At 72.3% G+C, this 15,411-nt stretch carries 9 protein-coding genes; 3 read left to right on the top strand and 6 right to left on the bottom strand.

What is annotated here, in order from left to right:
- Positions 1 to 208 precede the first annotated feature (208 nt).
- Together VOI19_RS02335 and serA are read right to left on the bottom strand one after the other, a co-directional pair.
- The gene (locus tag VOI19_RS02335; protein ID WP_323791345.1) at positions 209 to 1,081 is read right to left on the bottom strand and encodes an oxygenase MpaB family protein; all 873 of its coding nucleotides are present in this window, start codon (positions 1,079 to 1,081) and stop codon (positions 209 to 211) included.
- Positions 1,082 to 1,134: 53 nt separating this feature from the next.
- Complete coding sequence (serA, locus tag VOI19_RS02330) at positions 1,135 to 2,334, bottom strand: phosphoglycerate dehydrogenase (RefSeq protein ID WP_323791344.1); 1,200 nt, start codon at positions 2,332 to 2,334, stop codon at positions 1,135 to 1,137.
- Between the two features lie 138 nt (positions 2,335 to 2,472).
- Here serA and VOI19_RS02325 point away from each other — a divergent pair, with 138 nt between their 5' ends.
- Both VOI19_RS02325 and VOI19_RS02320 read left to right on the top strand, forming a co-directional pair.
- A complete protein-coding gene (locus tag VOI19_RS02325; RefSeq protein ID WP_323791343.1) occupies positions 2,473 to 5,295 on the top strand; it encodes an alpha/beta hydrolase in 2,823 nt (940 codons plus the stop codon).
- Between the two features lie 63 nt (positions 5,296 to 5,358).
- Positions 5,359 to 7,824 (top strand): hypothetical protein, encoded by a 2,466-nt coding sequence (locus VOI19_RS02320; protein ID WP_323791342.1) that lies wholly within the window; start codon positions 5,359 to 5,361, stop codon positions 7,822 to 7,824.
- On the opposite strand, the gene VOI19_RS02315 is transcribed toward VOI19_RS02320, so the two are convergent.
- Positions 7,793 to 9,058 (bottom strand): MFS transporter, encoded by a 1,266-nt coding sequence (locus VOI19_RS02315; RefSeq protein WP_323791341.1) that lies wholly within the window; start codon positions 9,056 to 9,058, stop codon positions 7,793 to 7,795. The two genes, VOI19_RS02320 and VOI19_RS02315, sit on opposite strands and share 32 nt — an antisense overlap.
- 89 nt (positions 9,059 to 9,147) lie before the next feature.
- On the opposite strand from VOI19_RS02315, the gene VOI19_RS02310 reads away from it, so the two are divergent.
- Positions 9,148 to 11,058, top strand: a complete 1,911-nt coding sequence (locus tag VOI19_RS02310) for a serine/threonine-protein kinase (RefSeq protein WP_323791340.1) — start codon at positions 9,148 to 9,150, stop codon at positions 11,056 to 11,058.
- A gap of 27 nt (positions 11,059 to 11,085) precedes the next feature.
- Here the strand turns inward: VOI19_RS02310 and VOI19_RS02305 are convergent, their stop codons facing one another.
- The 3 genes from VOI19_RS02305 to VOI19_RS02295 form a co-directional block, all read right to left on the bottom strand.
- Positions 11,086 to 12,531 (bottom strand): hypothetical protein, encoded by a 1,446-nt coding sequence (locus VOI19_RS02305; protein WP_323791339.1) that lies wholly within the window; start codon positions 12,529 to 12,531, stop codon positions 11,086 to 11,088.
- A 105-nt stretch (positions 12,532 to 12,636) separates the two neighbouring features.
- Positions 12,637 to 14,277 (bottom strand): DNA repair helicase XPB, encoded by a 1,641-nt coding sequence (locus VOI19_RS02300; protein WP_323791338.1) that lies wholly within the window; start codon positions 14,275 to 14,277, stop codon positions 12,637 to 12,639.
- Between the two features lie 72 nt (positions 14,278 to 14,349).
- Positions 14,350 to 15,411 (bottom strand): helicase C-terminal domain-containing protein (locus tag VOI19_RS02295; protein ID WP_323791337.1); only part of this gene is annotated, 1,062 nt, incomplete at its 5' end.

Below are 15,411 nucleotides of genomic sequence, written 5' to 3'. Positions count from 1 at the left end.
CGACTCGCCCGCCTCGGCGAGCACGTCGAGGCGCGACAGCACCTCGGCCAGGTGGAGGGTGTCGTGGTAGCCGCGGGCGGGGTCGGCGTAGGCGGCGAGGAGCTCGTCACGCAGGGCGACGCCGGAGCTCAGGGGCCACGCGGCGACGAGGTCGGTCAGCTGCTCGGGGGGCATCTGTCCATCCTCACATGCAGCCGATCGGCGTCGATCAGGCCGGCGTCTGCTCGCTCGGCCGTTCGGGGGGTGGTGTCATCGCCCACCGGATGGTGCCGGTGGCGGCCGTGCCCAGGCCACGCACGACGGTGCGCTCGGTGAGCGGCATCCAGGGCAGTCGCAGGTGCGGTCGGGTCCAGGCCGGCATCAGGCCGACCGCGGCGGCCGCCAGCACGCCGTACGGCGCCCGGGCCGGGAGAGGCAGCGGGGGAGTGAGGAGGAGGTGCTTGACGGCCTCGCGCGCCTCGGGGGTGCCGCGCAGCTCGGGACGGTAGAGGGCCAGGCACTCGCGCAGCTCGGCCTCGGAGTGCGGGACGTCGACGGCGCCGAGCTCCTCGGCGATCCGGGCGGCCTGGTCGAGGTAGGTGTCGCGCCCGGCCTGGTCGAGCGGGTCGCGGCCGTAGACGGTGTGGGCGCGCAGGAAGCTGTCGACCTCAGCGACGTGCACCCAGCGCAGCAGGTGCGGGTCGGAGGCGGCGTACGGCGTGCCGTCGGCGAGCTCGCCGGTCACGCGGCGGTGGATCGAGCGGACGACGTCGACGGCCTGCTGGGCGTCCTCGGCATGGCCGAAGGAGGTGACGGCGAGGAACCGGCTCGTGCGGTGCAGGCGGCCCCACATGTCGCCGCGGTAGCCGGAATGGTGGGAGACCGCCTTCATCGCCGCCGGGTGCAGCGTCTGGAGGAGCAGAGCGCGCATGCCGCCGACGAACATCGAGGCATCGCCGTGCACCTGCGTCAGCGGGCTGTCGGCCTCGAACCACCGTGGCCCCTCGCGCCCGTGGATGCGGTCGCGGTGCGCTGCGCCGTCGGGGCCCGCCACTCGGTGGAAGAGGGCCTCCCCGAGCCGGGTGCGCGCAGCGGTGATCACGTGATCAGCCTAGGCCGATCCCGACAACCCCATCGGGTGGTGAACGGGTGGGTTCAGGCGTGCCAGGTGCGGAGCCAGATGGTCTGCGGGGAGTCGGCGAGGGCGGCGACGGCGGCCTCGCTGAGAGGGTCGGTGACGTCGGTGACGACGTAGCCCTGCTCGCCGTGGGTGGCGAGGTACTGGGCGACCACGTTGGCGCCCTGCTCGGCGAGACGCTGGTTGAGGTCGGCCAGGACGCCGGGCACGTTGACGTGGAGGAAGCCGATCCGCGACCCGACGCTCAGCTGGGGAGCCAGGACGGCGGGCACGTTGACGGAGAGCTCGGTGCGGCCCTGGAGCGCGAAGCCGGCGAGCTTGCCGGCGACGAACCAGCCGATCTCCTCCTGCGCCTCCTGGGTCGAACCGCCCACGTGGGGGGTGAGGATGACGTTGTCGAGCCCGCGCAGCACCGACTCGAACTCGTCGCCCTGGGCCTTGGGCTCGACCGGGAAGACGTCGAGGGCGGCACCGGCGATGTGGCCGGACAGGATGTGCTCGCGCAGCGAGACGTCGTCGACGACCATCCCGCGGGCGGCGTTGATGAACAGCGAGCGCGGCTTCATCTTCGCGAACTGCTCGGCGCCGAAGAAGCCGGCGTTGCCGGGGCGTCCGTCGATGTGGAGCGAGACGACGTCGGCCTCGGCGAGCAGGTCGTCGAGGGTCGCCATCCGCCGCGCGTTGCCGTGGGCCAGGCGGTCTGCGGTGTCGAAGAAGATCACGCGCAGCCCGAGCGCCTCGGCCACGTTGGAGAGCTGGGTGCCGATGTTGCCGTAGCCGACGATGCCGATGGTGCGGCCGCGGACCTCGTGGCTGCCCGAGGCCGACTTGTCCCAGACCCCGCTGTGCATGCGCAGGGTCTTCTCGGGCAGTCGACGGGCCAGGGCGATGATCTCGCCGATCACGAGCTCGACCACGCTGCGCGTGTTGGAGTACGGCGCGTTGAACACCGCGACGCCGCGGGCGGCGGCGGCGGCGAGGTCGACCTGGTTGGTGCCGATGCAGAAGCACCCGACCGCGAGTAGGTCCGGTGCCGTGGCGAGAACCGCCTCGGTCACCTTGGTGTTCGAGCGGATCCCGAGCAGGGAGACCCCCGGCAGTGCCGCGACGAGCTCGTCCTCGCTCATCGACGCCGAGCGCAGCTCGACCTCGAATCCGGCGCGTTCGAGCGACTCGACGGCGAGCGGGTGGATGTTCTCGAGCAGGAGGGCCTTCACGGGTCAAGGGTAGAGAGCCGTGGCCCGGTACGCCGTGCCCGGCCCCTCGGGTGAGACGTGGCCCGTCCGACGTCTAGACCGATCGGCCCGATTTCGTGCCGACGACAACCGAACCGGCCGCCGGCGCGTCTAGGAGACGTGCAGACCTCTCGCCGGCTCGGGCCGAGCCGGCCGTCCCTCGTCCGTTCGACCTTCGTCGCGGCTGCGCTGGCGGCCGCGCTGCTTCCCGGGCCGCCGCCGGCCCTCGCCGCGCCCTCGCCCTCCGGATCGGCGGGGCAGGCCCCCAGCGGGGCCGGCGGTGCCGGTGGTGCCGGTGGTGCCGGTGCTGACCGGGGTGGCGTCGGGGGTCGGTGGCAGGTCACCGACCTCGGCGACGGCCGGTACGACGTCGCCTGGACGTCGCCGCGTGCCTTCCCGCTGACCTCCGACCGCCCGACGATCACGAGCGGCACCGGCACTGCACTCACCTTCGGCCCACCGACGGTGGACGACGACGGACGCACGGTGCGCGCCGTGGTGACCAGCGACGTCGTACCCGACCCGGCCGACCTGGATGTCGTCCTCTCCGGCGACCGTCTCGACGAGCCCGGCACCGACGGCACGGGCACCACCGGGTCCTCCTCCCGGGCGCCGGCCGAGCGCCAGGACGCCCCTCGCACGTCGCTGCTGGCCGGCGACCCCGGCGTCCCGGGACCGCTCGCGACGCGCACGAGCGACTACACGCTCGACCCCGTCAAGGTCACCGGGATGGCGGAGCCGATCGAGATGATGGGCCACGTCGTGGAGCCGGTCGCCGACCCCACGGCGGGGGAGCGTCCACTGGTGCTGCTCATGCACGGTCGGCACAGCGTCTGCTACGACCCCAGCGGCAAGGACGACTACCCCGAGGGCTGGCCCTGCGTGGCGCCGAACTCCGAGATCCCGAGCCACCTCGGCTACGACTACCTCCAGCAGGTGCTGGCCTCGCAGGGCTACGTCACGGTCTCGGTGCGGGTCAACGGCATCAACGCCCAGGACTTCCGCCTCACCGACGGTGGGGCCGGAGCTCGGGCGGCGATGGTTCGCCGACACCTCGACCACTGGGTCGGGCTCGCCGCCGAGCACCAGGTCGACCTCGACCAGGTCGTGCTCGTGGGTCACAGCCGCGGCGGCGAGGGGGTCAACCGCGCCGCGATCCAGCTCGCCACCGGTCGTCCCTACCGGATCGTCGGACAGGTGCTGCTCGCTCCGACCGACTTCGCCTCCCAGTCGGCGCCCTACGTCTCGACCGTCACGGTGCTGCCCTACTGCGACGGCGACGTGTCCGACATCCAGGGTCAGCAGTTCACCGACACCGGGCGCGACCTGGTCGACGACGACACCTCGCTGAAGTCGTCGGTGCTGGTGATGGGGGCCAACCACAACTTCTTCAACACCGAGTGGACGCCGGCCACGGCGATCGCCCCGGCCGCCGACGACTGGTACGGCGACCGCGACGAGCCCTGCGGTCGCCGTCACCCCGACCGGCTCTCGGCAGCCGAGCAGCGCGCGGTCGGCACGGCGTACGTCGCCGGCGCGGTGGCGCTCTTCACCGGCGACGACTCCGCTCTGCCGTTGTACGACGGCTCCGCGGCGAGCGTCGCCTCGATCGGCGACGCCGACGTTCGTAGCCACGCCCTCGGTGGTGGGCGCACCGTACGGCGGCCGGGCATCGAGGCTACCCCGACCCTGGCCGAGGGCGCGGACAGCAGGCTCTGCCGGGGGGTGGCGTCCTACAGCGGCGGTTCCTTCGGGATCTGCGGGCGCAACGCCAAGGACAGCATCACTCCGCACTGGGGCTACCCGGGCTCGCCCGTGCCGACCCGGCAGTTCCTCGAGCTGGGCTGGACGACCGCCGGCGCGACCGGGGGACTGCTGCTCGACGAGCCGCTCGACCTGCGCACCGACCGTCTCGAGCTGCGCACGATCGTCGACCCGCGCCGCGGCGCCGTCGACCTCGCCGTACGGCTGACCGACGACCAGGGACGCACCACCACCGTGACACCCTCGAGCTCCACGGACGACGGCCACACCCTCGCGCCCCTGCTGACGGGTGAGTACCTCACCAAGCTCTGGGCGCAGCCGCTGATCATCGATCCCGCCACTGCTGGTGACTCGATCGATCTCCGCTCCGTCGTGGCCGTCGACCTCGTCGGTCTCAGCGACCGCGGCCGGGTGTGGGTGGCCGACGTGTCCGCGGCGCCCGCAGCGCTCGCACCGGCCCCCGCCCAGCGCCTGCCACGGCTACGGATCGGCGACCTGAGGCTGCCCGAGGGTGATCGTCCGTCCGGCCGCGTCGCGCAGGTGCCGTTCCGGGTGGTGGGCGACCTGACGGCCCCGGCGCGCTTCGTCGTCCAGACCACGGGCCAGGCGCGCGGCGCTCGCGAGCGGTTCGCGGTCGACCTCGCACCGGGCCAGCGCCGCGGGTCGATCCCGGTCGCCTACACCGCCAACACCCTCGCCGACTACCAGAGCCGCACCGAGATCGCTGCCTGGGCGCTCGCCGGCATCATCACCGACGACTACCAGGGTCGCCTGGTGGTGGACGACGACGACCCGCCCCCGGTGCTGAAGGTGCGCCCGGTGAAGCGACGCGTGGTCGAGGGGCGTCGCATCGTGCTGCGCGCGACGATCTCCTCGCCGGCGTCCTACGACCTGCCGGTCTACGGGCGCATCGTCGCGGGGCCGGGTGAGGACCTGCGCGGCACCGACGTTCCGCTCGAGTGGCTGGAGCAGAGCGCCAGCGCCGAGAAACCACGGCGCCCGCTGCACCGGCTCTACGCCGGCACGTTCACGCGGGTTCGCTCCGGTCGGCTCGAGGCCAGGCTCGTCGTGCCGACCCTCCGCGACGACAAGACCGAGGGCGTCGAGTCGCTCACCATCCGGTTCCGCCACGACGGGCGCCGGATCGTGAGGACCGTCCGAGTCGTCGATCCGCGCTGACCAGAGCGATCGAGCTCAGGAATGTCTGGCACCTGCTGCACGATCCCCCCCTAGGGTCGGATGGTGCGTATTCTCGGGCGCCCGCGGGCGCACCACTCCCCGTTCCTCGTCGTTCCTGCGCTCCTGGCGGTGACCCTTGCCGGGGCTCCGGTGCCGGCGGCGCTCTCGGCGCCCGCCGCGCCGTCGATGGCCTCAGTGCCGGTCACGGCCCTCCTCGATGCCCCCGACCCCGGTCTCCCCGGACCGTACGACGTCGTCACCAGCGACTACGAGCTCGAGCCGGTCCAGCTCGTCGGTCTCGAGCTGCCGGTCGAGCAGGTCGGCCACGTCGTCGAGCCCGCGCCCGACGCACCCGTCACGGACCGGCCGCTGGTCGTCTTCATGCACGGCGACGGCGGTCAGGTCTGTCACAACCCGAGCGGCGGCACCCCCTCCTACACCTGGCCGTGCGCCGAGCCGTCCGTCGACGTGCCCCACCACCTCGGCTTCGAGTACCTGCAGCAGGTGCTGGCCTCCCAGGGCTACGTCACGGTCTCGGTGCGAGCCAACGGCATCGTCGCGCAGGAGTGGGACGGGTCGGATGCTCGGGCTCAGCTGCTCCGGCTCGTGCTCGACCGCTGGGTCGACCTCGCGCCCGAGCACCAGGTCGACCTCGACCAGGTGGTGCTCGTCGGGCACGCCGAGGGCGGTGAAGGCGTCAACCGCACGTCGATGCGTCGCTCTGCGGCCGACGCGTACCGCATCGTCGGCCAGGTGCTGATCGCGCCGTCGAGCCGCGGCGGCCAGACCGCGTCCTACGTCCCGACGGTCGTGCTTCAGTCCTACTGCGGCGACACCTCCTACCAAGCCGGTAACCAGGGCGTGATCGACCGCGGCCGGGACGTGGTCGACGACGACCCGTCCCTGAAGGGCGCCGTCATGGTCATGGGCGCCAACGTCAACTTCTACGACACCCTGCTGACCCCGGGGCTGGCCGTCGGGTACGCGTCAGACGACTGGTGGGGGCCGGCCGACGAGCTCTGCGGCAAGCGCACCCCGGCCCGGCTCCGGGCGGCGCAGCAGCGCGAGGTCGCAACGGCGTACGTCGCCGGTGCGGTGGCGTTGTTCACCGGCGACGACTCCTACCTCCCGCTCTTCGACGGCTCGCCGGTCACCGTCGACTCGGTCGGGGACGCCGACGTGCGCTCGCACGCCCTCGGTGGGGGCCGCGTCCTGCGCAGGCCGGGGATCGAGGCCTCGCCGACGACGCCCTCCGGGGGTGCCGAGATCGACCTGTGTGTCGGTGGCGCGACCATCCCAGACGCACAACACGAGATCTGCGGGGCATCGAGTCGTGGCTCCTTCATCAACGCTCCGCACTGGGGCTCCGCTCCCGAGGGGAGCCGGCCGTTCCTCGCGATGCAGTGGGCCACCGCCGGCGCGGCGGGTGGCCTGCAGCTCGACGAGCCGCTCGACCTCCGGTCCGAGCGCCTGCAGCTGCGCACCATCGTCGACTGGCAGCGTGGGCCGGTCGACCTCCTGGTGCGGCTCGGGGACGGCACCGGCGCCACCGCCCTCGTGCGTCCGGTGAACCTCACCCGTGCCGGGCACACCCTGGAGCCGCTGCCGGTGTCCGACCGAGCCGGAGCGTTGTGGGCCCAGGCGCTGATCGTCCATGCTGCCGACGAGGGCGCCGGCAGCGAGATCGACCTCGCCGACGTCGTCTCGGTCGAGCTCGTCGTTGAGAGCGGGCAGGGAGGCTTGTGGGTGGCGGAGGTCTCCACCGTTCCCGACGCCCTCGCTCCGGTGCCGGACCTGCGGCTCCCGCGCGTCGGGCTGGGCACCGTCGAGGTCCTCGAAGGTGATGGCCCGGAGGGGGGCACCGCCCAGGTGCCGTTGATCCTCAACGGCGAGATCACCGAACCCGCCCGGATCGCTGTGCATGCGAGCAGCGGCTACTTCTTCCAGCGGCGCTTCGTGGTCGACCTCCCGGTGGGATCGACGTCCGGCTCCATCATCGTCGACGTGCCCCCGGGCGACCTCCTGCTCGGGGCGGAGCCGGTCGCACGTCAGATCGATGTCCGGGCCTGGGCCCTGGAGAACGTCGCCGTCGACGACTACATCGGACTCGTCAAGATCCTCCAGGACGACGTCGCCCCCGCGTTCCGCGTGAGGACGGTCAGGCCCAAGGTCGTCGAGGGGAAGCCGGTCCGACTGCGGATCAGGATCCCTCGCACGCTTCCCTATGCCTACGACTTCTCGGTCCATGTCGTGCGCGGGCCCGGCACCGACCTGACAGCTCGCGACGCGCCTCCCAAGTGGTTGTACAAGCACGCCTACGGCGTGCGGCCTTCGAATCGGCCGCTGCACGAGGTCGGGGCGAGGATCTTGCGCACGATTCACACCGGCACCACGACGCACCGCGCCACGTTCCCCACCCGGGACGACGGCGTCCGCGAAGGCCGCGAGCGGCTCACCCTGCAGGTGCGCGCCTACGGCCGAGTCGTCGAGAGGACGATCACGGTGCGTGACGCGCAGCGTCGCCGTTGAACGGACCAGGAGGGACCGGAACCGGGGCCAGCAGTCGGTGCAGTCGCGCCATGGCCACCGCCCCGGCCACCGGCCCGATCGCCAGGAGGGCCACGGCCACCCGCCAACCGACCCAGTCGACGACGTAGGGCACGCCGTTGATCGTGACCACGGTGAGCAGGAAGCCGATCGCGGTCTGCATGGTCAGGGCCGTACCGACGTAGCGGCGGTCGGCGACCTCGGTCATCAGCGTGGAGAAGAGGCCCGAGTCGGCGATGATCGACATGCCCCAGAGCACCAGGATCGGGAGCAGCAGCCAGGGTGAGGCGCCGTACGCCGCGGCGGCGAGCAGGCAGCACGACGCACTGATCGCCATCGCGCCGCCGGCCACGCGAGCGCGCCCGACCCGGTCGCCGAGCCACCCGCCCCCGAGGGCTCCAGCGGCACCGGCGAGCCCGATCACCCCGAACGCGACGAGCCCGATCGCCGTACGGGAGTCCGACCAGGTGCCGGAGACGGCGAAGCTGGCGGTCAGGTAGGCCGGCAGCCACGTCCACATCGCGTAGAGCTCCCACATGTGGCCGAAGTAGCCCAGGTTGGCGAGCAGCGGCCCCCGGTCGCGGAAGAGCCGCAGCAGGTAGCGCGGGTCGAACGGCGGCGCGGGCGCCGCGAGCGGACCGAGGCGCACGAGTCGCAGCACGATCCCGGCAGCGAGCAGGCACAACAGTGACGACGTGAGCAGCACCGAGCGCCAGGGGAGGTCGCCGAAGGCTCCCGCGAGCCCATTGAGCAGCTGAGGCAGGGCACTGCCCAGGGTGAGCGCGCCGACCAGCACGCCGATCGCCAGTCCCCGGCCGCGCTCGAACCACGACGCCATCAGCTTGATCCCGGTCGGGTACACGCCGGCGAGTGCGACTCCGGTGAGGAAGCGCAGGGGGAGGGCCGGGGCCAGGGAGTCGACCGCGAGCGCGATGGTCGCCGTCGCCAGGGCAGCGACGAGGGCGGAACCGGCCGCCAGCCGAGTGGCCGACCAGCGGTCCGCGAGGCTGAGGACGGCGCTGAGGACAGCGCCGGTCACGAAGCCGAGCTGGACGGCGACGGTCAGCAGCGTCCCCTCGCCGGTGGTGATGCCCCAGTCGGCGCGCAGGCTCGGCACCACGGCCGAGGCCGAGAACCAGCTCGACATCGCGAGCACCTGCACGACGGCGATCAGCACCAGCTGACGACGTGCGGTTTTGCCCGCGGGATCCGACACGGGGCTATCTTCGCGCAGCGGTGGCCCTATCATGGGGCGCACTCCCCCGGACGGACCAGTGAATGCCCCCAGCGAAGCGACCTGAGACGATGAGCGGACTCCCGAGCCCGGGATCGCTCTACGCGTCGCGCTATCGCATCGAGCGACAGATCGGCCGCGGGGGTGTCGGGGTCGTCTACGAGGCGCACGACGAGTCGCTGGACCGCCCGGTCGCGGTGAAGATCGTGCGGGCCGCCGAGGGCGACCACCACTACGCCGACCGCTTCGCGCGCGAGGCACAGATGCAGGCGCGCACGCGCTCGCGCCACACCGTGACGGTCCACGAGCACGGCGAGCTCGACGGCAACGCCTTCCTCGTCACCGACCTGATGCCGGACGGCGACCTGCACACCTGGCTCATGCGGGAGGGCCCGTTGCCCTGGCGCGCAGCGCTCTCGGTCACCGCTCAGGTCTGCGAGGCGCTCGAGGACGCCCACCGCGCCGGGATCGTGCACCGCGACGTCAAGCCGAGCAACGTGCTGCTGTGGTCGCGCGCCGACGGCCTGATCGCGTTCCTGTGCGACTTCGGCATCGCCGCGTTCATCGGCGATCCCGTGCAGCGTGCGGCCACCGAGGCCGGGGCGGTCGTGGGCAGTCCCGCCTACATGCCGCCCGAGCGACTGCAGGGCACCGGCGGTGACGACGAGCGTGGTGACGTCTACGCCGTCGGGTGCGTGCTCTGGGCGACGCTGACCGGTGAGGCGCCCTACCTCGGCACCGACCTCGACGTGATGATGCAGCACGTGCAGGCGCCGGTCCCGCAGCTCGACACGGGTGACCCCGTCGACGACCAGATCGATGCGCTGCTGCGCAAGGTCCTCGCAAAGGACCCCGACGACCGGTTGCCGAGCGCCGAGGCCTTCCGCTACGAGCTGCGCAAGATCCACTCGGCCGTCGCAGGTGCGCCGGCCATGAGCGGGCTGCACCCGCTGCCGCCCTCGGTCTCTGCCGCCAGGGCCCGACTCTTCGAGGGCTCGAGCGTCGAGCCGGGCGGTGCGAGCCCCGACGCGTCCGGCTCGCGCCATGCTGCGACCGAAGCTGTCCGCACCGCGGTCCAGCCCGTCCACGGGCGGCCCGAGCAGCCCGCCCCGCCCGAGCCGCTGGCGGACCGGCTCAAGCGCCGTGCCTCGAGGTGGCGCACCTGGCCGACCGCGCTGGGCATCGGCCTCGCCGTGTCCGGTCTCGTGGCCACGCTCGCGGCCGACCCCGACGCGCGCGCGAACAGCGCCGAGCGGGTCCTGGTGGCGGGAGCGGTCTCGGTGCCGGCGAGCACGCCGGTCGCGACGCAGCAGCCCGCGCCGACACCGACGCCCGCCCCGACCACCGCGCCCGCTCCTACCGATCCGACCGATCCCACCGATCCGACCGCCGAGCTGCTCGCCCTGGCGGTGGCGCCGCGCGTGCGCACGACTCCTGCCTACCGAGCCGTCCGCTTCTCCTACGAGCCGCCGGTGCAGGTGCCCGGTGTCGCGGTGCGGGTCGAGTACCTCCGCGGAGGGGCCTGGACGACGGCGGAGCAGGACCTGGTCCGCTACACCGGGGCCGGCGGTCGCACGACCTGTCTCCGGTTCCGCAGCGTCGTCGAGACCGACGAGGGGGCGGTGACCCAGAGCCCGGTCAACAAGTTCTGCGACACCTCCCTCGAGCCGACCCTGCGCATCGTCGCCTCCGACAAGCCGTGCGCGGCCGTCTCGCGCGGATTCGTCTACGACTGCCGTTGGTACGGCGTTCGGCTGGCCGGCTTCGCCCCGGGCACCAATCCGTTGGTCGAGGTGGTCCCCGACTTCGGCCGCAGCTACTGCGCCGCGCCCGTGCCGGGATCGACGTTCGAGTGCCGCACCGTCCGCATCGACGACCAGGGGCGGGGCCGGATCCGGCAGTACGTCCGCATCGGCACCACCTCGAAGCTGACGATGCGCGTCGGCGACGTCAGCACCACCGCGACGCTGTCCGGCCCCTGAGCGTTCGCCCTGAGCGCCGGCCCTACGTCAGGACGGCTGCGTGCGCAGCGGCCCGGAGGGCGGGGGTGGCGGGGTCTCGCCACCGCCACCCCCGGATCCGCCGCTGGAGCCTCCCGAGCTGCCACCGGACGAGCCTCCGGAGGAACCGCCCGACGAGCCGCCTGACGAACCGCCTGGGCTCGGCGCGGGGGCAGGCGCAGGCGTCGGCTTGGCAGTGGTGCGGATCGTGAACCGCTTCGAGGTCCCGTTGGACAGGCCCTTGCCGCCGATCGCAACGACGCGCCACGTGCTGGTGCCCACGCGTGATGCCTTGGTGGCCACGCGGTAGGTGCCCTTCTTCGAGGACTTCGTGCGCTGCACGGTGACCCACTTCGATCCCTGACGCCTCTGCAGCTTGATCTTCGTCCTGTTCGACGGACGCTGCTTGCCCTTGAAGACGATGCTCTGACCCTGACGGGGCGAGGTGTCACTGACCTTCGCGCTCACCGCGCGGCGCACCACGACCGTGACGGTGCGCGAGGTCGACGCGCTGTAGACGCCGCGCGCGGCCCAGGTGCTGCGGTACTTCGTCGTGCGAGTGGGCTCGTGGCGCAGACGGGCCTTGCCGTCCTTCCCCAGGTCGACGGACCTGAGGGAAGCGAAGCGCTTGCGGGCATCCGGCTTGCGCTTGAGGAGGATCCTGCCCGACAGGGCTCGGTTGCCGACCGACGTGCGGGCTGCGACCTTCATCCGCACGGACTGACCGAAGGTGACCGACGTGGTGTCGCGCTGGCTCTTGGGGAACGAGATCTTCGACCGCGTCGCGTAGCCCTCGAAGTCGTAGGTGTGGTCCTCGACGTCAGTCGCGACCCGCAATGCATCCATCAGGACCGGCTCCCCGCCGCAACCGAAGCCGAAACCGAGGTGCGTCGTTCCGGCACCGCGCTCGCTGAGGAACTCCTGCACGGTCTGGCCGTCGACGTCACCGTCGTTGTCGTGGAAGCCGTCGGCGTAGTAGGCCCAGTCGAGCTCGGCGGCGGCGGCGTCGACCTGACGCCATCCGTCACCCTTGGGGACGTCGAGATCGGCCTTCCCCCACCACACGCCGTTCTCGCCGTCGGGCCGGTAGCGCGCGAGGACGCGGCCGTCGTGGCCGTCGACCTCCCCGCGCACCTGGACCGAGAGGGCGTACAGCGTGCGGGCGTCCTCGACACGCGCCAGCGGGCCACGAGAGGAGTCCTCGGTGGTGGGGGTCCACTGGATGGCACCGGAGCCGAGCGGTGCCGCGGGATCGACCACGACCCCGAAGTCGAAGCCGGCGGTGCTGGCCGCCCACGGCTCCTCGCAGCTGCCCGAGCGCAGCTGGAGCCCGGTGTTGAAGTTGTCGCCGTCGACGCGGACGCGCGAGACGGCCTGGGCCTGGGCCGCCGCCGGAGCGGGGGCAAGGCCGGAGAGGAGGAGCGCGGCGGTCGCCAGGAGTGCGATGTTCTTCACGGGGGGCCTCGATGAGGAAGGGGAGATGCGCCTGGGAGCACAGACGCTCGTCGAGCGTACGTCTCGCGTGAGGCCTGGGGCAATCGTCGAGCGGTCAGGCCCAGGTCACCCGGTGAGATCCTCGGCGTCCACGATCCGGTAGGCGTAGCCCTGCTCGGCCAGGAACCGCTGCCGGTTCTGCGCGAAGTCGGCATCGACGGTGTCGCGCGAGACGACGGTGTAGAAGTGCGCCGACTTGCCGTCGGACTTCGGCCGCAGGAGGCGGCCGAGGCGTTGGGCTTCCTCCTGGCGCGAGCCGAAGGAGCCCGAGACCTGGATGGCGACCTCGGCCGAGGGCAGGTCGATGGAGAAGTGGGCGACCTGGGAGACGACCAGCATCTCGATCTGGCCGGTGCGGAACGCCTCGAAGAGCCGCTGGCGCTCCTTGATGGGGGTCTCGCCCTTGATGACCGGCGCACCGAGCTTGTCGGCCAGCTCGTCGAGCTGGTCGATGTACTGCCCGATGACCAGCGTGGGCTGGCCCTGGTGCTGGGCCACGAGGTCACGCACGACCTGGATCTTCTGGTGCGTGCACGAGGCGAGGCGGTAGCGCTCCTCCGGCTCGGAGGTCGCGTAGACGATGCGTTCGTCGGTCGGCAGGCTCACCCGCACCTCGACGCAGTCGGCCGGGGCGATCCAGCCCTGGGCCTCGATGTCCTTCCACGGGGCGTCGTACCGCTTGGGGCCGATGAGCGAGAACACGTCGCCCTCGCGGCCGTCCTCCCGCACGAGCGTCGCCGTCAGTCCGATGCGACGTCGCGCCTGGAGGTGGGCGGTCATCCGGAAGATCGGCGCCGGCAGGAGGTGCACCTCGTCGTAGACGATGAGGCCCCAGTCGCGGGCATCGAGCAGCTCGAGGTGGCTGTAGACGCCCTTGCGACGCGTCGTCATCACCTGGTAGGTCGCGATCGTGACCGGCCTGATCTCCTTGACGGTGCCGGAGTACTCGCCGATCTCCTCCTCGGTCAGCGAGGTGCGCTTGAGCAGCTCGTCCTTCCACTGCCGGGCGCTGACGGTGTTGGTGACGAGGATCAGCGTCGTCGCCTTCGCCTGCGCCATCGCGGCCGCGCCCACCATCGTCTTGCCGGCGCCACAGGGCAGGACGACGACGCCCGAGCCGCCGTGCCAGAAGGAGTCGGCGGCGTCGCGCTGATAGTCGCGCAGCGTCCAGTCGGACTCGTCGAGGTCGATCGGGTGGGCCTCGCCGTCGACGTAGCCGGCGAAGTCCTCGGCCGGCCAGCCGAGCTTGAGCAGGGCCTGCTTGAGGTTGCCCCGCTCGGAGGCGTGGACGGCGACGGTGTCGTCATCGAGGCGGGCGCCGAGCATGCCCTGCACCTTCTTGGCGCGCAGCACCTCCTCGAGCACCGGGCGGTCGTTGCTGGCCATCACCAGGCCGTGCACCGGGTGCTTCTCCAGGCGCAGACGGCCGTAGCGGGCCATCGTCTCGGCGACGTCGACGAGCAGCGAGTGCGGGACGGCGTACCGGCTGTAGGTCAGGAGAGTGTCGACGACCATCTCGGCGTCGTGGCCGGCGGCGCGGGCGTTCCAGAGGCCGAGGGGGGTCAGGCGGTAGGTGTGGACGTGCTCGGGGGAACGCTCCAGCTCGGCGAACGGCGCGATCGCCTTGCGGCAGTCCTGCGCACGCTCGTGGTCGATCTCGAGCAGGAGGGTCTTGTCCGACTGGACGATGAGGGGGCCGTCATTCACCTGTCGAGTCTACGGACGCGCGGTAGTCCCTGACCTTTGGCACAGTCACACGCCGCGCGAGCGTGCGAAAGGTCAGGGACTATCCGGGGCGAGCGGGCGCACGGTGGTGATGCGGTGCACCGCGAAGGCTCGCACGTCGTCGGCGCGGTGGTCGTGCGCGGTGAGCGAGCCGCCCTCGATCGTGAGGGGGTCGATGACCCGCTCGGAGGAGACGCCCTGGTTGTCGACGTAGCCCACCAGCACGGTCTGCTCGGCCTCGATCGCCTCCCGCAGGGCCGCCAGGGCGCCGGAGGGGGTCAGCGGTGCGGACGGTGCTGCCGTGGGACGCGAGGAGACGGCCCGGTCGCCGGCCCGGATCGCGGTGACCACCGAGGCCACTCGGGCCGACTCCCGCACCGACCGCACGGAGGGTCGTCGTTCGCGGGGCGGACGGGCCCGCAGCACGTCGGGGCGCGAGACCTGCACGGTGCCGTCGGCCGACTCCATCACCGGCGAGGCGCCGAGGTCGCGCAGACGCGGCAGCAGGATGTCGATGGGGGTCGTGCTGATGAGCACGGTGGGGGCGATCCGACGCAGACCCAGAGCCCCCGCCTTCGGGTGGTGCAGCAGCTCGGTGAGCGCCGACTCGTCGTCGGCGCGCAGGAACGCCTCGGCGTGGCCGACCCGGATCGAGCCGAAGGTGCGCACGGTGTCGTCGACGAGGTAGGTCAGCGGTTGCGGCACCGGGGTGCGCGAGACCCGGGCGAGGAAGTCGTGCAGCTCGACGGCGGTCCACCCGACGTCGAGCGCACGGCGTACGGAGGTGGCGGTGAAGCGGTAGGTCGTGGCGCCGCCGCGCGACTCGACGTCGGCGACGAGCTGCAGCGAGCGGGCCAGCGACGACTCCAGCGGACCGGGCGCGACCGCGGTGAGGTCGGCCTGGATCAGGACGTGGTCGACGGGCGGTGGCATCAGGTCGTCGAGACCGGTGGCCTCGCCGTCGGCGAGCAGCGCGCGGGTGTACGACGCCGCCGCGCCGCGGCCGGTGAGGCCCAGGACTGCGGCCTCGGTGACCGTCCAGGCCACGTAGTCGCCACGCGAGCGCGGACGGCGGGGGCGGTCCCAGGAGACCCGCTCGAGCAGCGACGGCAGGCC

This window comes from Nocardioides sp. (genome assembly GCF_034670285.1).
GTDB lineage: Bacteria > Actinomycetota > Actinomycetes > Propionibacteriales > Nocardioidaceae > Nocardioides.
This window is presented reverse-complemented; position numbering and strand designations above follow the sequence as displayed.